The sequence below is a fragment of the Thalassobellus sediminis genome (assembly GCF_044386045.1).
GTDB classification, from domain to species: Bacteria; Bacteroidota; Bacteroidia; order Flavobacteriales; family Flavobacteriaceae; genus Thalassobellus; species Thalassobellus sediminis.
In genome coordinates this window covers 1543234-1561182 of the sequence record NZ_JBISCD010000040.1, presented here as the reverse complement: position 1 = coordinate 1561182, position 17949 = coordinate 1543234, and the positions used below count along the sequence as shown (strand labels likewise).

18 protein-coding genes are annotated in these 17949 nt (G+C 30.5%); 16 read left to right on the top strand and 2 right to left on the bottom strand.

All coding sequences use genetic code 11. The features are described from left to right. The first annotated feature begins 15 nt into the window (after positions 1–15). The 4 genes from ACH5TW_RS13445 to ACH5TW_RS13430 all read left to right on the top strand — a co-directional run bounded on the left by ACH5TW_RS13445 (position 16) and on the right by ACH5TW_RS13430 (position 3619). On the top strand, positions 16–1206 hold the full coding sequence (locus ACH5TW_RS13445; RefSeq protein ID WP_439337017.1) for a pyridoxal phosphate-dependent aminotransferase: 1191 nt from the start codon (positions 16–18) through the stop codon (positions 1204–1206). Further along, a complete protein-coding gene (murB, locus tag ACH5TW_RS13440) occupies positions 1206–2219 on the top strand; it encodes a UDP-N-acetylmuramate dehydrogenase (protein ID WP_439337016.1) in 1014 nt (337 codons plus the stop codon). The genes ACH5TW_RS13445 and murB overlap by 1 nt, the downstream gene beginning before the upstream one ends. Positions 2220–2288: 69 nt before the next feature. Beyond that, positions 2289–2822: an RNA polymerase sigma factor gene (locus ACH5TW_RS13435; protein ID WP_439337015.1), complete on the top strand. Its 534-nt coding sequence runs from the start codon at positions 2289–2291 to the stop codon at positions 2820–2822. A gap of 8 nt (positions 2823–2830) precedes the next feature. After that, positions 2831–3619 carry an anti-sigma factor domain-containing protein gene (locus ACH5TW_RS13430; protein WP_439337014.1) on the top strand — a complete coding sequence of 263 codons (789 nt, stop codon included), beginning with the start codon at positions 2831–2833 and terminating at the stop codon, positions 3617–3619. A gap of 57 nt (positions 3620–3676) precedes the next feature. Here ACH5TW_RS13430 and aqpZ read toward each other — a convergent pair whose 3' ends face one another. Next, positions 3677–4363 carry an aquaporin Z gene (aqpZ, locus tag ACH5TW_RS13425; protein ID WP_439337013.1) on the bottom strand — a complete coding sequence of 229 codons (687 nt, stop codon included), beginning with the start codon at positions 4361–4363 and terminating at the stop codon, positions 3677–3679. A gap of 240 nt (positions 4364–4603) precedes the next feature. Here aqpZ and ACH5TW_RS13420 point away from each other — a divergent pair, with 240 nt between their 5' ends. From ACH5TW_RS13420 to ACH5TW_RS13390, 7 genes are read left to right on the top strand one after another with little or no spacing between them, the layout of a single operon-like run. Beyond that, positions 4604–4807: a membrane or secreted protein gene (locus ACH5TW_RS13420; protein ID WP_439337012.1), complete on the top strand. Its 204-nt coding sequence runs from the start codon at positions 4604–4606 to the stop codon at positions 4805–4807. A gap of 6 nt (positions 4808–4813) precedes the next feature. Then, a complete protein-coding gene (locus ACH5TW_RS13415) occupies positions 4814–5926 on the top strand; it encodes a glycosyltransferase (protein ID WP_439337011.1) in 1113 nt (370 codons plus the stop codon). Then, on the top strand, positions 5917–6462 hold the full coding sequence (locus tag ACH5TW_RS13410) for an RNA polymerase sigma factor (RefSeq protein ID WP_439337010.1): 546 nt from the start codon (positions 5917–5919) through the stop codon (positions 6460–6462). Before ACH5TW_RS13415 ends, ACH5TW_RS13410 begins: the two co-directional genes overlap by 10 nt. A 1-nt stretch (position 6463) precedes the next feature. Next, complete coding sequence (locus tag ACH5TW_RS13405; protein ID WP_439337009.1) at positions 6464–7678, top strand: Nramp family divalent metal transporter; 1215 nt, start codon at positions 6464–6466, stop codon at positions 7676–7678. 48 nt (positions 7679–7726) lie between these two features. Then, positions 7727–8605: a lipoyl synthase gene (gene lipA, locus ACH5TW_RS13400; RefSeq protein ID WP_439337008.1), complete on the top strand. Its 879-nt coding sequence runs from the start codon at positions 7727–7729 to the stop codon at positions 8603–8605. Between the two features lie 2 nt (positions 8606–8607). Beyond that, complete coding sequence (gene gap / locus ACH5TW_RS13395) at positions 8608–9624, top strand: type I glyceraldehyde-3-phosphate dehydrogenase (RefSeq protein WP_439337007.1); 1017 nt, start codon at positions 8608–8610, stop codon at positions 9622–9624. Positions 9625–9651: 27 nt separating this feature from the next. After that, complete coding sequence (locus tag ACH5TW_RS13390) at positions 9652–11874, top strand: ATP-binding protein (RefSeq protein ID WP_439337006.1); 2223 nt, start codon at positions 9652–9654, stop codon at positions 11872–11874. Here ACH5TW_RS13390 and lpxK read toward each other — a convergent pair. Next, the gene (gene lpxK / locus ACH5TW_RS13385; protein ID WP_439337005.1) at positions 11871–12839 is read right to left on the bottom strand and encodes a tetraacyldisaccharide 4'-kinase; all 969 of its coding nucleotides are present in this window, start codon (positions 12837–12839) and stop codon (positions 11871–11873) included. The two genes, ACH5TW_RS13390 and lpxK, sit on opposite strands and share 4 nt — an antisense overlap. 206 nt (positions 12840–13045) lie before the next feature. Between lpxK and ACH5TW_RS13380 the strand changes: the two genes are divergently transcribed. The 5 genes from ACH5TW_RS13380 (at position 13046) to ACH5TW_RS13360 (ending at position 17948) form a co-directional block, all read left to right on the top strand. Beyond that, positions 13046–14140, top strand: a complete 1095-nt coding sequence (locus ACH5TW_RS13380; RefSeq protein WP_439337004.1) for a Nif3-like dinuclear metal center hexameric protein — start codon at positions 13046–13048, stop codon at positions 14138–14140. A gap of 3 nt (positions 14141–14143) precedes the next feature. Beyond that, positions 14144–14923 carry a zinc ribbon domain-containing protein gene (locus ACH5TW_RS13375; protein ID WP_439337003.1) on the top strand — a complete coding sequence of 260 codons (780 nt, stop codon included), beginning with the start codon at positions 14144–14146 and terminating at the stop codon, positions 14921–14923. A gap of 499 nt (positions 14924–15422) precedes the next feature. Further along, positions 15423–16079 (top strand): peptide-methionine (S)-S-oxide reductase MsrA, encoded by a 657-nt coding sequence (gene msrA, locus ACH5TW_RS13370; protein WP_439337002.1) that lies wholly within the window; start codon positions 15423–15425, stop codon positions 16077–16079. Between the two features lie 169 nt (positions 16080–16248). After that, a complete protein-coding gene (locus ACH5TW_RS13365) occupies positions 16249–17040 on the top strand; it encodes an ATP-binding protein (protein ID WP_439337001.1) in 792 nt (263 codons plus the stop codon). After that, on the top strand, positions 17037–17948 hold the full coding sequence (locus ACH5TW_RS13360; protein WP_439337000.1) for a response regulator: 912 nt from the start codon (positions 17037–17039) through the stop codon (positions 17946–17948). The genes ACH5TW_RS13365 and ACH5TW_RS13360 overlap by 4 nt, the downstream gene beginning before the upstream one ends. The last annotated feature ends 1 nt before the right edge of the window (position 17949 follow it).

Genomic DNA, 17949 nt, shown 5'->3' with positions numbered 1-17949 from the left:
ACCTAAATAAAACACATGCCAACTATATCAAAAAAAGGGCACTTAATGCCAGAATCTCCTATACGTAAGTTAGTTCCTTTTGCTGAACAAGCTTTAAAAGAGGGTAAACATATATACCATTTAAACATTGGTCAACCAGATATTAAAACCCCTGAAATTGCTCTAGAAGCCGTAAAGAATAATGATGTAGAAATACTTTCTTATTCTAGATCGGAAGGCTCTGAAACATATAGAAAAAAACTTGCTGCTTATTACAAAAAACATAACATATTAATATCTCCAAAAGATATTATTGTAACCACAGGAGCTAGTGAAGCCCTTTATTTTTTATTTAGCAGCATTATAGATCCAGGTGATGAAGTTATTATTTCAGAACCCTTTTATGCTAATTATATAGCGTTCTCAACAGCTACTGGAGTAAAAGTAGTTCCTGCAATATGTAATATTGATGACAATTTTGCTTTACCATCTGTTGAAACATTTGAAAAACTAATTACACCTAAAACCAGAGCTATATTAATTTGTAACCCTGGAAACCCTACAGGCTATTTATATTCTGAAGAAGAAATTAAACAACTAGGTGAAATTGCCAAAAAGCATGACTTATTTTTAATTGCAGACGAAGTGTATCGTGAATTTGTTTACGATGGTAACAAACATTTTTCTGTAATGCAACTAGATGGCTTAGATGAATACACCATTATAATTGACTCTGTTTCTAAACGTTACAGTATGTGTGGCGCAAGAGTTGGTTGTTTAGTAACAAAAAACAAAAGCGTAAGACAAACCGTTTTAAAATATGCTCAAGCGCGTTTAAGCCCTCCAACTTATGCTCAAATTGCTAGTGAGGCCGCTTTAGATACACCTCAAAGCTATTTTGATGCTGTTACAAAAGAATATGTTGAAAGACGAGATACTTTAATTACAGAATTGCAAAAAATTGAAGGTATAAAAATAGCTAAACCTAAAGGTGCTTTTTATTGTATGGTAGAATTACCTATAAAAAATTCTGATAAATTTGCACAATGGCTTTTAGAAGACTTTGACATTGATGGTGAGACTGTTATGGTAGCTCCAGCAGCTGGCTTTTACTCCTCCCCTGGTATTGGCATAAACCAAATCAGGATTGCTTACGTACTTAATAAAGAGAAGCTAATAAAAGCTGTTAATATTTTAAAAGAAGCTTTAAAAGCATATAAAGACTAGTGCATATAGAACAAAACATATCTTTAAAACCATATAATACTTTTGGTATTGATGTTACAGCAGATTATTTTGTTTCAGTCAATAGCATAGATAGCTTAAAAAAAGCCCTATCTCTTAAAAACCAACCTAATAAACTTATTTTAGGTGGTGGCAGTAATATGTTACTAACTAAAAATCAAGACGCTTTAGTTATTCAACTTAATTTAAAAGGGATTTCTATTGTTTCTGAAGATGAAGATTTTGCCATAATTAAAGTTAATGCTGGCGAAAATTGGCATGAACTTATTTTATGGTGTTTAAAAAATGATTTTGGAGGTCTTGAAAACATGTCTTTAATTCCTGGAAATGTAGGAACAGCTCCTATACAAAACATTGGAGCTTACGGCGTAGAATTAAAAGATCATTTTGTTTCATGTGAAGCTCTTTCAATAGAAACCGGTAACATAGAATCTTTTAATAAAGCTGATTGTAATTTTGGCTATAGAAATTCCATCTTTAAAAATGTAGTTAAAGGCAAATACATTATAACAAGTGTTACCTTCAAGCTTACAAAACGCAACCATAAATTGAATATTAATTATGGAGCTATTGCATCTCAACTTGAAGATTCAGGAATAAAAACGCCAACTATTCAAGATGTTTCAAAAGCAGTTATAGCTATTAGAGAAAGCAAACTACCAGACCCTAAACATATTGGTAACAGTGGTAGCTTCTTTAAAAACCCAGTAATATCAAAATCACAATTCAATATATTAGCAAAAAATTTTGAAGACATTCCTAGTTATATTGTTTCGGATGATGAAGTAAAAGTTCCTGCAGGTTGGCTTATTGAAAAAGCAGGATTTAAAGGAAAACGTTTTGGAAATTATGGTGTACATAAAAAACAAGCTTTAGTACTAGTAAATTATGGAAATGCAAAAGGTGAAGACATTTTAAATCTATCAAAATTAATACAAAAAACGGTGAAGCGTCTTTTTAATATTTCTATTGAAGCCGAAGTAAACATCTTATAATCTAAAAGAAATTTCTAACTTTGATGTAATTAAGTATCATAGTTAAACATATACTAAACCAACATTATCTTGATTTCAGCTATAGAAAAAGAAATAGTTTATTTATTAGAACGTGGTGATAAAAAAGCCATAACACTGCTGTATGAAAACTACGCAGACTCGTTATTTGGTGTTATAAAAAAAATAATAAAAGACGATGATACTGCGCAAGATGTACTGCAAGAAAGTTTTGTAAAAATATGGCGTTATGCAAAAAAATACGATGCTAGCAAAGCGAAACTATTTACATGGCTTTATAGAATTGCATACAATACAGCCATAGACAAAACAAGGTCTTTAAAAAACAAAAGCGGTAAAGAAGTCCAAATAGAAACTTCAAACGTATATAAAATAACATCGAACGGTTTAAACGAAGATGTTTTAGATATTAAAAAGCATCTAAGTAGTTTAGATGAAAAATATCAAATAGTAATAAATGCACTCTTTTTTGAGGGTATGACACAACAGGAAGCCAGCGACGAATTAAATATTCCATTGGGAACCATAAAATCGAGATTAAAAATTGGATTACGCGAATTGAAAAAAATCTATAATCCTAAATAAATAACGTCATGAATGAGAAAATAAATACTTTTTTAAATTCTGGCCTATTAGAAAAATATCTACTAGGTGAAACTACTTCTGCTGAAACAGAAAAGGTTGAATCTTATATTTCAAAATACCCAGAAGTACAGAATTCGTACAACACATTACAATACAACTTAGAAATAGTTGCTAAAAGTAATGCTGTTGAAGCTCCTAAAAGCATCTTAAATAACATTTTAGATGAACTTGATGAAACGCCTGTAGTTAAAATGCAGACATCTTACAAACAAAAAACCTGGTATAAATTTAGTGTCGCAGCAAGTATTGCAGCATTAATTTTTGCTGGTACTGCGTATTCATTTTACTCACAAAACCAAAAATTATCTAGTGAAAACCAAGTGGTTGTTGATGAAATTTTTGATTTAAGAAGTGATATAGAAATGAACAACAAAAAGTTAGACGAAATTATGCAACAATTTAAAGAGCTTAATGACCCTAACACATACAAATATATTATGCAAGGTAATAACCGAGCAAAAAACTTAAAAACGGTAGCCTATATAAACCCTAAAGAAAAGACATCTATGATTGATGTGGTTTCTTTACCACAGCTCCCAGAAGAACAATGTTACCAAATTTGGGCAGAACTACAAGGTAAAATGGTTAGTTTAGGAATTTTAAGTGAAACAGACAGACAGTTAAAAGCTATTCCTTATACAGAAAACGCATTAGCTTTAAATATTACCATAGAACCTAAAGGAGGAAACTCTACAGCTTCTTTAGATCATATGGTAGCTGAAATAGACTTACAATAAAAAAGCCGCATTTTATTAAAAAATGAGGCTTTTTTTTATACTATAATCATTCTTGTTTTATTCTTTATCAAATAAAGCTTTGTGAATAAGTCCTGCTAAAATAGCACCCGCTATAGGAGCAACCCAAAACAACCAAAGTTGAGCAGTAAATTCTGTACCTGCAAATAATGCTTGACTAGTAGAACGGGCAGGATTAACAGATGTATTAGTAATAGGAATACTAATTAAATGTATTAATGTTAAACCTAAACCAATAGCTATTGGCGCAAAACCTTTAGGCGCTCTATCATTAGTACTTCCTAAAATAATTAATAGGAAAAACATGGTTAATAAAAATTCTGCAATTAGTGCAGCAGTCATAGAATAACCATCTGGAGATAATTCACCATAACCATTTGCAGCAAAACCTCCAATAGTTGTGAAGTCTGCTTTATTAGTTACAATTAAATACAAAGCACCAGCTGCAGCAATAGCACCTATTAACTGTGCAACTATATAGCCTAATAAATCTTTAGCTTCAAACTTACCCCCAGCCCACAGACCAAGAGAAACTGCTGGATTAAAATGTCCTCCAGAAATATGACCAACAGCATAAGCCATTGTTAAAACTGTAAGACCAAACGCCAAAGCTACTCCTACAAATCCAATACCTAACTCTGGAAAACCTGCTGCGAAAACAGCACTACCACAGCCTCCAAAAACAAGCCAAAATGTTCCAAAAAATTCTGCGAATAATTTTTTCATAAAATAAATAATTTAATTGGTTAGAATGTTAATTTACAAATAATTAACCATAAGACACATAAAAAATCAATTAGTCACGCAAATTTCTAGCATGTATCTTATTTTGCTTTTTACTAAAAGCATTATCTTTGTTTAAAATTTAAAAAACACATGAAACATTCATAACTAAATTTTCGACATCTAAGAAAATGTTTAAATGAATGCTACATGTGACCGACAAAAATCAATAATTATAAACACATGAAACTTCTTTTAATTACAATCGTTTTATTAGCTGTAGGAATTGGTGGTATTGCTATTAAAATTTGGGCAAAAAAAGATGGTAAATTTGCTGGAACTTGTGCTAGTCAAAACCCTGTGCTAAACCAAGAAGGAGAAGCTTGCGGTTTTTGTGGTAAAACACCAGATCAATTTAGTGATTGTAACGAACCTCAACACTCATAGCATTTTATGAGCATACTTGATTTTATTTTCTACAGCTTCTCTGTTGTAGTTTTTATTCAAGCCGTATTTTATTTTATTTTTTTCGGAAGATTTGCTTTTCTTAAACTTAGAAAAGAAAAACCAACTAACGCTCCTGTTTCAGTTATTATTTGTGCTAAAAACGAAGCTGAAAATTTAAAAAACTTTTTACCTTCTATAATTTCTCAAGATTATCCTGATTTTGAAATTGTTTTAATCAATGACTCTTCTAGCGATAATACTCTCGATGTTATGGAATATTTTTCCGAACAGCACTCAAATATTAGAATTGTTGATGTAAAAAATATTGAAGCCTTTTGGGGAAATAAAAAATATGCGTTAACCCTTGGTATAAAAGCTTCAAAAAATAAATTTCTTTTATTCACTGATGCCGATTGCAAACCTATTTCGAAACATTGGATTAAAGAAATGAGTTCTCATTTTAATAATGAAGAAACAATTATTTTAGGTTACGGAGCTTATTCAAAAATTAAAAACTCGCTCTTAAACAAACTCATTCGGTTCGAAACATTAATTACTGCTATTCAATATTTTTCTTTTGCAAAAATTGGCTTAACTTATATGGGTGTTGGAAGAAATCTAGCTTATACTAAGAAAGAGTTTTTTAATGCTAACGGTTTTATAAAACACATAAAAATTCTCTCTGGCGATGATGATTTATTTATAAACCAAGTAGCTACTAGAAAGAATACTGCTATAGCATTCTCTAAAGAAAGCTTTACAGAATCTAATCCTAAAACATCTTTTAAAAACTGGTTTAAACAAAAAAGGCGTCATGTTTCAACAGCTAAACATTACAAATCAAAACACAAAATACTATTAACCTTATTATATAGCTCTAATTTCTTGTTTTGGTTTTTATCTATATTTCTTTTCATTTCAAATTATAATTGGCAATTAATACTAGGCTTATTTTTATTCAGAATATTATTTCAATATATAATTATAGGGTTTTCATCAAAAAAATTGAATGAAATAGATCTATTAATTTGGCTTCCTTTTTTAGAAATTTTTCTAATTATAACACAATTAACTATCTTTATAAACAATCTTATATCAAAACCTAATTTTTGGAAATAGAAGAAGCTATTAAACGTGCAAAAGCGAACGACCAAAAAGCATTTAATTTCCTATTAGATACTTATTGGGATACCGTTTATGGATTTCAGTTAAAGCGTATTCAAAATGAAAATGACGCCGAAGACATAACCATTCAAACTTTTTCTAAAGCTTTTGATAAAATTGAAACTTTTGATGATAGCTTCAAATTTAAAACGTGGTTAATCACTATTTCAAAAAACATTCATATAGATTTATTGAGAAAGGAAAAAAACTCTATCTCGCAAATTATTTCCAATGATGACAAATCAGTTCATCAAATTTTAGATGAGTCGCCTTCAGCTGAAGATGAACTTATTACCGAACAACATTTAGCAAAATTATTGCGTGATATTAAAAAACTAAAACCTCATTATCAAGAAGTCATAAATCTTCGTTATTTTCAAGAATTAAGTTATAAAGAAATTTCTTTTCAACTTAAAGAACCTATTAATAATGTAAAAGTAAAACTGCTTCGTGCTAAAAAACTGTTAGCAGAAATTATTCAGAAAAATTAAAATGCTTTCTAAACTCAAAAACCTTGGTCCAGGTTTATTATTTGCAGGTGCAGCCATTGGAGTATCACACTTAGTGCAATCTACAAGAGCTGGTGCCGATTTTGGCATGGGTTTACTTTGGGCGTTACTTTTAGTAAATGTGTTTAAATATCCTTTTTTTCAATTTGGTCCAAGATATGCTGCAGCTACAGGAGAAAGTTTATTAGATGGGTATAATAAATTAGGTAAAGGTGTTTTAGCAATCTATTACATACTCAATTTTGCAACTATGTTTACAATTCAAACCGCTGTAACTATTGTAACAGCAGGTATAGCGTTTACACTTTTTGGGAATAATTTTAGTGTCGAAATATGGACTATTATTATTTTAGCAATATGTATTTCAATTTTAATACTTGGAAAATACAAATTACTAGATAGGTTAATGAAAGTTATTATTATTACACTTACAATAAGCACTATTCTAGCCGTATTCATAGCATTAAGTAAAAACGCATATCCAATTTCTTTTCAACAAATACTCCCTAATAACAGTTTAGAAATTGCTTTTTTAATTGCTTTTATGGGTTGGATGCCTGCTCCTTTAGATGTTTCTATTTGGCAATCATTATGGACCGTAGAAAAAAATAAAAACTCAAAACATTACAATCCGAAATCTATATTATTTGACTTCAACATAGGGTATTTAAGTACAATCATTCTAGGTATTGGTTTTTTAACGCTAGGAGCTTTAGTTATGTTTAACAGTGGAAAAACATTTAGTAGTTCGGCTGGAGTTTTTTCTAGTCAACTAATAAACATGTACACAGCAAGCTTGGGTAATTGGGCGTATATTATTATTGGTATTGCAGCATTTACAACTATGTTTAGCACCACATTAACAACCTTAGATGCATCACCAAGAGTTATGGCAAAAGCCACACAATTATTATTTAAAAAACCCTCAAAATTTAATTATATTTTTTGGGTTACTTTACTAGCTACAGGAACCATTTGCATCTTTTTATTTTTAGCATCAGAAATGGGACTTTTAATTAAAGTTGCCACTATTTTGTCTTTCATAACAGCTCCTTTTTTTGCTATAATTAACTACGTACTAATTTCGAGTAAACACACACCTAAAGAATGGCATCCTTCAAAAACACTTCATGTTTTAAGCTGGTTAGGAATTACTTTTTTAATCGCTTTTAGTATTTGGTATCTTACCACTTTATAAAAAAATTTAAAAGAATACTTTGTATCTTTGCTCCCTTATTATAACAGCATGAATAAAGACACCGCATCTAATATATTACCCGAGCGTCAAGCTAAACCAAAATGGCTTCGAGTTAAGCTTCCTACTGGAAAAAAATACACAGAACTAAGAGGCTTGGTAGATAAGTACAAATTAAATACTATCTGTACTTCTGGTAGCTGTCCTAATATGGGCGAATGTTGGGGAGAAGGCACAGCAACCTTCATGATTTTAGGTAACGTTTGCACACGATCTTGTGGGTTTTGTGGTGTAAAAACAGGGCGCCCTGAAACTGTTGATTGGGATGAACCTGAAAAAGTTGGACGTTCAATTAAATTAATGAAAATTAAACACGCTGTATTAACAAGTGTTGATAGAGATGATTTAAAGGATATGGGAAGCATTATGTGGGCTGAAACTGTGAAAGCTGTTCGTAGAATGAACCCAGAAACTACGCTTGAAACTTTAATCCCTGATTTTCAAGGTATAGAACAACATATAGACAGAATTATTGACGTAGCACCAGAAGTTGTATCGCATAACATTGAAACTGTTCGCCGTTTAACACGTGAGGTTCGAATTCAAGCACAATACGATAGAAGTATGGGCGTTTTAAAATATTTAAAACAACAAGGGCAACGACGTACAAAATCGGGCATTATGCTAGGGTTAGGTGAAACAAGAGAAGAAGTTATAGAAACGCTTCACGATTTAAAAGCAAACCATGTAGATGTAGTCACTATTGGTCAATATCTACAACCAAGTAAAAAGCATTTACCAGTAAAACAATTTATAAATCCAGACCAATTTAAAGAATACGAAAATATTGGTTTAGAATTAGGTTTTCGTCATGTAGAAAGCAGTGCACTGGTTCGCTCATCTTACCATGCTCAAAAACATATTAACTAATCATGATTCGCATAGCAATTAATGGCTTTGGCAGAATAGGCAGACGTGTATTTAGACTAGCTGAAAGCCATAAAAATATTCAAGTTGTAGCAATAAATGATTTAGCCGATGCTAAAACGCTGAGTCATTTATTAAAATACGACAGTGTACATGGTATATTTAAGGGGACTATTACAAACAACAATAATGATATTATTGTTAATGATATAAAAATTCCATTATCAAATAAAAAACACCCTAAAGATATTGATTGGCAACCTTATAATATTGATTTTGTAATTGAATCTACCGGAAAATTCAAAACGGCTTCTGATTTGCAAAATCATATTAAAAATGGCTCCAAACAAGTTATTTTAAGTGTTCCTTCTGAAGATGACGGTATTAAAACTATTGTTTTAGGAGTAAATGAACAAAGTATTGATGGTACAGAAACTATAATTTCTAATGCATCTTGCACTACCAACAATGCGGCACCAATGATTGATATCATTAATAAACTTTGCGGCATCAATCAAGCATATATAACCACGGTACACTCCTATACTACCGACCAAAGTTTACACGATCAACCACATCGCGATTTACGACGCTCTAGAGCTGCTAGTCAATCTATTGTACCTACCACAACAGGAGCAGCAAAAGCACTTACGAAAATATTCCCAGAACTATCTGAAGTTATTGGTGGCTGTGGCATAAGAGTTCCTGTTATTAATGGATCTTTAACAGATATTACATTTAATGTAAAAAAAAATGTTTCTATTGAAGATATAAATAAAGCATTTAAAGATGCTTCCAAAAAACAATATAAAGGCATTTTAGAATATACTGAAGATCCTATTGTATCCATAGACATTGTTGGAAACTCACATTCATGTATTTTTGATTCTGGTATGACATCAGTTATAGGAAATATGGTGAAAATTATTGGGTGGTACGATAATGAAACAGGTTATTCTTCAAGAATAATTGATTTAATATGTAATTTATCGGAAAAAAAGTGTGTTTTGTCGATAAAATAATTATATTTGTCGGTAAGATTTAATGAAATGACCCAAATCAGAAACTACATATACATAGCAGTACTGTTATTTAGCATCAGTATTTCTGCACAAAAATCGATAGATAACGACCCTGAAATACTTCAGGGAAAAATTAACTTTCGTATAGAAGAAGCTCGTTCGGCATTAAACAATTATAATTATTTAGAGGTACAAAATAATATAAATGAAGCCTTCAAATTAGCCGAAAAGTTAAACAATAAAAAAAATCTAGGAATTATCCACACTATAAAAGCTAGATTACAGCTTGTAAATGATGAAAGTGATAATGCCATAACATCACTTAACACTTCAATTGAAATCCAAAGAACTATAAAAGACGATGCTAATTTAGCAGATTCTTATAAAACTTTAGGAGAAGTATATGTAAGCAAAAAAGACTACTCACAAGCAGCCGATTATTTTAAATCTGCAAGAAATTTATTTTTACAAGAAGGCTTAGAGAAAAAATTAGCAGAAACACTTCTTGAAGAAGGAAAAGCCTATATGCTTTTAAAAAACTACAGAAAAGCAAGATCTATAATTGATCAATCTTTAGCACTAGCTAAAAAAACAGAAGATTTAAAAACTCAAAGTAAAGCTCTTATAAAACAAGGTATTATTTACAGTAATTTAAATGATGACGAAAGAGCATTAAGCTATGCTAGCGAAGGATTACAAATTGCTAAAAACAACAACTATGCTAGTGTACTAAACGAAGGTTATTCAGTACTAAGTAATATTAATGAAAACATTAATAACTTCAAACTATCTAATGATTACTTAAAACGGCATATAAAACTATCTGATTCACTAAGAAATCTAAAAATTGCTTATTCATCAACAAACAGTGATATACAAAACAAGCTGAACGAGCAAATTGAACAAAACAAAAAAAATAAAGAAGAAGCAGAAGAAGATAAAAACCTAAACACGTTAACATCTATTTTAAGTGTTGCCTTAATTACTATATTATCACTTTTAACTTTATCGCTTTACAAGAATAATAACATCAGATTGAAAACCAATAATATGCTTCATAAAAAGAATGGAGAACTTATTATTGCGAAAGAAAAAGCAGAATTAGCATCAAAAACGAAAGCTAATTTCTTATCTACTGTTACTCATGAGTTACGTACACCACTATATGCTGTAACAGGATTAAGCAATATGTTGTTAGAAGAAAACCCAAAACCTGAACAAATTCAGCATTTAAAATCATTAAAATTTTCAGGCGATTACCTTTTAACCTTTATTAATGACATCCTTCAAATTAACAAAATTGAAGCGAATAAAGTTGAAATAGATCCAGAATCGTTCAACTTAAAAAAGAAAATAAACAATATTATTCTTGCCTTAAATAATTCAGCAAACGATAATAATGTTAAACTTCATTTTGAATACGATAAAGATTTACCAGAAAACTTTATTGCCGATCAATTGAAAATTTCACAAATCCTTATTAACCTAATTGGTAACTCTATTAAGTTTACTAAAGACGGAGATATCTGGATAAGAATATATAAAATTGAGCAAGAAGACAGCAAGTATACACTTCGATTTGAAATTGAAGATAATGGTATTGGTATTAGCCAAGAGAAGCAAGACAATATGTTTGAAAGCTTTTCTCAAGGTTCTATTCAAATTAACAGAAAATACGGAGGTACAGGTTTAGGTCTTTCTATTGTAAAAGGTTTAATAGACATTTTAAAAGGTAAGATTTACGTTAGAAGTGAATTAGAAAAAGGAACAACTTTCTATTTTGAAATACCTTTAGAGTACACATCTGTTGAAGAAGCCAAAGAAAGAAAAGTAACCTATTTTAGCGGAAATACTGAAGAATTAGACTTAACAAAAGTTAAGATTTTAGTAGTTGAAGACAATAAAATAAACCAAATGATTACCAAAAAGATTCTTACTAAAATGAATCTTAAGTGTGATATAATTGATAATGGTGAAGATGCAGTTGATATGATAAAAGCCAACGACTACAACATTATTTTAATGGATATTCACATGCCAGGAATTAGTGGTATGGAAGCAACCAAACGCGTTAGAGCTTTTGATAAAGAATTAACCATTTTTGCTTTAACTGCCGTAACCATTGAAGACAAAATGCATGAATTTGATGAAGCTGGCTTTACAGATATTATTCCTAAACCGTTTAAGCAAGAAGAGTTTGAAAAAAAACTTTACAATGCCTTAGCTGGTGATGCTAACAAGTCTGCCTAAGAATTTGCAAACGTTTTAATTAATGTATTAAATGCTGTACTATCATCAATAACCGTAGTTATTGGTAAATAAAATAACTTAGCTTTTAAAGAGTCGTATTGTTTTAATCTCATAAAATCTTTTTCGGTAGTTACAATACGTGATTTTTTATTTAACACTGCAATATCTTCCTTAGAAAACTCATGATGATCTTTAAAATTTAAATGTTCAAACTTTAAATTTTTATCATTTAAAAAATCAACCAAAGGGTTTGCATTTGCAATACCTGTTACCAAAGTAAAATCATTTAAATCTTCAACTTTAATACTAGAATCTAAAGAAAAAACCTCATTAGCATAAGCAATAGAACTAAAAAAAACATGCTGATGCGATTTTGGTTTTATCTGCTCAATAATTTTATTTTTTTCGTTCTCTGTTAATCCTATTGGGCATTTAGTTACAACAATAATGTTTGCTCGCTTTGCACCTCTTCTTGGTTCTCTCAAATTCCCTGTTGGTAAAACAACATCATTAAAATACGGATTTCCGTAAGTAGTTAGCAAAATATTAAATCCTGCCTTTACTTTTCTATGCTGAAAAGCATCATCAAGTAAAATAACCTCTGGGGCATTATTACTTTGCAAAGTTTCAATACCATTTCGTCTATCAGAATCAACAGCAACTAAAATTTCTTTGTTGAATTTACTATAAAACTGAAATGGTTCATCTCCTATAGATTCAGCAGACGAAGACTCATTAGCCAATTGAAACCCTTCTGTTTTTCTTTTATAACCTCTACTTAAAGTTGCTACTTTATAATCGTCTTTAAGCAAAGAAATTAAATACTCAATCATAGGTGTTTTTCCTGTACCACCAACACTTAAATTCCCCACACAAATAACAGGAAAATTGTAGGTAGTAGATTGTTTTAAACCTAAATCGTATAATTTATTTCGTAAACTTGTTACGCCGTAATAAATAGGCATAATAGGAAAACATATTTTTCTAATTAACTTCACAATAACGAAATCGAAAATGATTATAAATACTAAGGCTCGAATATAATCAATATTTAAATCATTTAATATTACACAAGATAGCTAATACCATTTCAGTATTGAAAATACCTTATAAAATAAAATTTTACTTGTGATAGTATAATATTTTATCTTTGATACAAACAAAATAACACATGATTGTTCAAGATATAATTAACCACCTAGAAGAACTCTCGCCATTATCGTACGCCGAAAGCTTTGATAATGTTGGGCTTTTAGTAGGCAATAAAAACACAAACGTTACAGGCGTACTAGTTACATTAGACACCCTTGAAGCCGTTGTAGACGAAGCCATAGAAAAAAACTGCAACCTAATAGTTAGCTTCCACCCTATTATTTTTAAAGGTTTAAAAAAACTAACAGGCAAAAATTATGTTGAGCGCGTCGTTATAAAAGCCATTAAACACGATATTGCTATTTACAGCATGCATACTGCTTTAGATAATGCTTTACAAGGCGTAAACGATATGATTTGCAATCAGCTAGAGCTAGTAAATAAACACATATTAATTCCGCAAAGCGAAACCATAAAAAAACTAACCACCTATGTTCCTAAGGATGAAGCCGAACAATTACGAGCTACTTTATTCAATACAGGAGCAGGCAGTATTGGTAACTATAAAAATTGCAGTTTCAATGTAGAAGGCTACGGCACTTATAATGGCAACGAAAATTCTAATCCTACAAAAGGCGAGAAAGGAACAACACATGTTGAAGCCGAAACAAAAATATCCATCACATTTCCCAAGCATATAGAAAGTCAAGTTATTCAAACCCTATTTAAGTCGCATTCTTACGAAGAAGTAGCTTATGAAATTACCACTATAGAAAACAAAAACCAGAATATAGGCATGGGAATGATTGGCGAATTACCAACATCTATGGACGAATTAGCGTTTCTAAACCATTTAAAAACGAAAATGAATACACCGTTCATTAGGCATTCTTCATTTCTTAACAAACCCATAAAGAAAATTGCCGTTTTAGGAGGCTCAGGAAGTTTTGCTATTCAAGCAGCTAAAGCATCTGGTGCTGATGTTTTTATAACTGCCGATTTAAAATATCACGACTTTTTTATGGCAGAAAACAGTATACTTTTGGCAGATATTGGACATTATGAAAGCGAACAGTTCACAAAAAACCTTTTAGTAGCGTATCTTACAAAAAAAATTACTAATTTTGCCATCATTTTATCAGAGACAAATACAAATCCTGTTAAGTATTTTTAAAGTATGGCTAAAAAGAAAGAAGCAACTGTAGAACAGCGTTTAAGAGCGCTTTACGATTTACAACTCATCGATTCTCGTATAGATGAAATTAGAAATGTACGTGGAGAACTTCCTTTAGAAGTTCGCGATTTAGAAGATGAAGTTGCCGGATTAAATATAAGATTAGATAAACTTGTTGCAAGTTTAGAGGTTACAGACAACGATATTATTGCTAAGAAAAACCAAATTGAAGAATCTAAGTCTTTAATTAAAAAGTATAGCGAGCAACAAAAAAATGTTAGAAATAACAGAGAATTTAATTCTTTAACAAAAGAGGTTGAATTTCAAGAACTTGAAATTGAATTAGCCGAAAAGCACATTAGAGAATTTAAAGCACAAATAGAACAGAAAAAAGAAGTTATTTCTGGAACTAAAGATCGTTTAAAAGAGCGTGAAACACATTTAAAGCACAAAAAGAGTGAATTAAATGATATTCTTGCTGAAACTGAAAAAGAAGAGCAAGCTTTAATAGAAAAGTCTGAAGATTATAAAACTCAAATTGAAGAACGTTTAGTTGCAGCTTACAACCGCATTCGTAATAACGTAAAAAACGGTTTAGCAGTTGTACCAATCGAAAGAGGAGCTTCTGGAGGGTCTTTCTTCACTATTCCACCGCAAGTACAAGTAGAAATTGCTTCTCGCAAGAAAGTAATTACCGATGAGCACAGTGGACGTATTTTAGTTGATGCTGTTTTAGCTGAAGAACAAAAAGCAAAAATGGAAAAAATGTTTTCTAAACTATAATCCATTTTAAAACATAAAACTAAGAGCCTTCATTATATGGAGGCTTTTTTTATGCCTAATAATTTGGGCGTTTCCCTGTCGGGTCGGGCTTTCACTACTCGCTTCCTCCTATCGTCGGCGAGCTCAAACAATTAGCCTGCGGTGAGCGCAGTCGAACCGTTCAATCCCTAACGCGATTCAGTCCGCAGTAGTCAGTTCTCAGTCTACAGTCTAGTACCATCATAAAATTAGGCATCAATAAAAAACAAAAAAACCTCAGTAAAATATCAAGACCCAATTTTCCGACCATGTCGGAATCATCAATCTAAAGAAATAGTAAAGGAAAGAACGAAGACGCAAAGCGTAGCTTTAAGCGCGTAATTCCGAAGCGAATGGTGCTTTAGCAATTTCCTCAGATTGATTTGATTTTTTGGTTCGTTTAGCATCAAGAAAAAATGAACAAACATTTTTATTTAAGGTTTCATACATTTATACGTCTAAGAAAATAAAAACAAAATACATGAAACGTATCATCCCATTTTTAGCATTAGCACTATTCTTCAGTTGCCAAAACTCAGCACAAACAAATAAAAAACAAGACGCCGTAATAAATGCAGAACCCGTTCAAGTACCTATTAAAAACGGAAAAGCCAAAGCCTATTTCGCTAGCGGATGCTTTTGGTGTGTAGAAGCTATTTTCGAAAGCGTAAAAGGCGTAGAAGAATCTATTTCAGGGTATTCTGGCGGACATACAAAAAACCCAACTTACGAGGCTAGCAATACAGGACGCACAGGACACGCAGAAGCAGTAGAAATTATTTACGATCCAAAAGTAGTAAGTTTTAAAACCTTAGTCGATGTTTATTTTGCATCGCAAAATGTAACTCAGGTTAACGGACAAGGCAATGATAGAGGTTCGCAATACCGTTCTATTATTTTCTACCAAAACGAGGCACAAAAACAAATCATTTTAAAAAAGAAAGCTGCCTTAGCTAAAAAACTGAATGCTAAAATAGCAGCAGAAGTCTATCCGTTTCAAAAATTTTGGAAAGCTGAATCTTATCACCAAAACTATGAAAGGCTACACCCAAATAATAGTTATATAAAAAATGTTTCTATCCCAAGATTAAACAGGTTTAAAGCAAAAATGCCAGAAGTTTTAAAAGAAAATCATTAAATAATATATAGGCTTTACAAGCATTTATTCTGCTTCTTAAAATTTGACTTTGTCAGAAATTTTAGCTAAATTCGTTTAACGTATGATATAAAACGTTTATGCTAAATTTATTTCAGCATTAAAACGATTTCACATCAATATAGTTAGCAAAATAAAATACTGGCATAAATTGAGTAAAAGAAACAAAAAATACATACCAAAAAAAAGAACTAACCCTGTAATTCTAAACCGTAGAATTGAAGATTTAGAAGAAACATTAAGTCTACATGGCAAAAATGTAGACGCTATATCTAAGTCACACGATATACACATTACCATGTTAAGCAATTTCGCTCGACACGACATAAAAAATTCTATTCAGAGTATAGATAGCGTAATTAGCACGAATACCTCTGAAGAAATAACCGAAGAACATTTAAATTCAATAAAATTGAATTTAAAAATCATGAGAGAGACAATAGAAAATTTTTCTAAATTAGTCCCTCATAGCGACAAAAATAAATTTTCTTATAGTAGTTTAATAACCGCTGTTGAACTTTTAAACAGAGACAACTTTTATGAAAACAAAATCACTTTTTTAAAAGAAAACAATTTAGAGCAAGAGGTATATTTTAGCCTACCTTTTCAATCAGTTGTTCAAATGACCAATAATATTATTATTAATGCAACAAAAGCACTATCCAAAGTTGAATCAAAAAGGAAAATTAAATTTTCAATAGATAAAGATGAAGATTTCTTAAAAATTAGCATTTTTGATAACGGAGAAGAAGTTGAAAAGAAAATAGAAAATAAAATTTTCGACTATGGAATTTCAAATACAGGAGGTTCAGGAATAGGTCTTCATCACGCTAAATATTTATGTGAATTATATAATGGTTCAATTGAATACTACTCATTAAAAAATGATGAATACCAAAAATATTTTTTAATATCTTTACCAATAATAAATACAGAAGAATGAAAAGAAGTATTTTAATAATTGACGATGTAAAAGAACAAGCTCAAGGGCTTGAAAAAGGTCTTGGGAAAAAACTTTCTTCTGAATATAATTTAAAAAGTGTTTTTGAAGAACAAGAAATAATAGAATCTATTGAAAATAGATATTTCTCATTAGCCATCGTAGACTTAAGAATGGATGGTTTTAAATTTGATGGTATTGAATTAATTAATAAAATAATAGAAACTAATCCTTTTGCTAAGATCATAATTGTTTCTGCTTTTAAAGGGGAATACTTGATTCAATTGAAAGATCTTTTTTTATCAGGAAAAATAGTTAATGTTCTAGATAAAGAAGATTATGATATATGGATACCTAAACTTTCCAACATCATAGAAAAATATTATCAAGAATCTTTCAATTCACCTGACGAAATAAACAATGCTCTTTTAGAATACTATTCAAATGCAAAAAATGAGACTGACACATATTCTAAAGGAGAAAAATTTGAACATTTTGTTAGTCTTTTATTTCAATCAATTGGTTACAATAGTATTAATAAAAGAGTAATTGATAAATCTTTAAATGAAGTAGATTTAATTATCAGGAATGAAATAGAAGACCCTTTCTTAAATAAGTTTGGCAAATATATTTTAATTGAGTGTAAAAACAAACCAAAAGACAAAGTAGATAAAAACACTTTTATTGTCTTTAGTAGTAAATTAAAACACACAAATGGTTTGGCTGAACTAGGGATAATTGCAACTACAGGTTATTTAACAAGAAATACTTATCTTGAAGCTATTAGAGAATCAAATGATGTTCGAAAAATAATATTCATTTCAAATAAAGAATTTCAAAGACTTATCATGTCTACTAATAAATTAGAAACTTTTAAAGAAATTATTGACGAACAAGTAAAAGACAACTAAA

Excerpts from the sequence above, each read along its gene's own strand:
- ACH5TW_RS13390 (WP_439337006.1), top strand. The coding sequence starts at position 9,652 with ATGACCCAAATCAGAAACTACATATACATAGCAGTACTGTTATTTAGC.
- aqpZ (WP_439337013.1), bottom strand. The coding sequence starts at position 4,363 with ATGAAAAAATTATTCGCAGAATTTTTTGGAACATTTTGGCTTGTTTTT.
- ACH5TW_RS13360 (WP_439337000.1), top strand. The coding sequence starts at position 17,037 with ATGAAAAGAAGTATTTTAATAATTGACGATGTAAAAGAACAAGCTCAA.
- ACH5TW_RS13375 (WP_439337003.1), top strand. The coding sequence starts at position 14,144 with ATGGCTAAAAAGAAAGAAGCAACTGTAGAACAGCGTTTAAGAGCGCTT.
- lipA (WP_439337008.1), top strand. The coding sequence starts at position 7,727 with ATGAATAAAGACACCGCATCTAATATATTACCCGAGCGTCAAGCTAAA.
- ACH5TW_RS13415 (WP_439337011.1), top strand. The coding sequence starts at position 4,814 with ATGAGCATACTTGATTTTATTTTCTACAGCTTCTCTGTTGTAGTTTTT.
- ACH5TW_RS13430 (WP_439337014.1), top strand. The coding sequence starts at position 2,831 with ATGAATGAGAAAATAAATACTTTTTTAAATTCTGGCCTATTAGAAAAA.
- lpxK (WP_439337005.1), bottom strand. The coding sequence starts at position 12,839 with ATGCCTATTTATTACGGCGTAACAAGTTTACGAAATAAATTATACGAT.
- ACH5TW_RS13405 (WP_439337009.1), top strand. The coding sequence starts at position 6,464 with ATGCTTTCTAAACTCAAAAACCTTGGTCCAGGTTTATTATTTGCAGGT.
- msrA (WP_439337002.1), top strand. The coding sequence starts at position 15,423 with ATGAAACGTATCATCCCATTTTTAGCATTAGCACTATTCTTCAGTTGC.
- ACH5TW_RS13380 (WP_439337004.1), top strand. The coding sequence starts at position 13,046 with ATGATTGTTCAAGATATAATTAACCACCTAGAAGAACTCTCGCCATTA.
- gap (WP_439337007.1), top strand. The coding sequence starts at position 8,608 with ATGATTCGCATAGCAATTAATGGCTTTGGCAGAATAGGCAGACGTGTA.
- ACH5TW_RS13420 (WP_439337012.1), top strand. The coding sequence starts at position 4,604 with ATGAAACTTCTTTTAATTACAATCGTTTTATTAGCTGTAGGAATTGGT.
- ACH5TW_RS13445 (WP_439337017.1), top strand. The coding sequence starts at position 16 with ATGCCAACTATATCAAAAAAAGGGCACTTAATGCCAGAATCTCCTATA.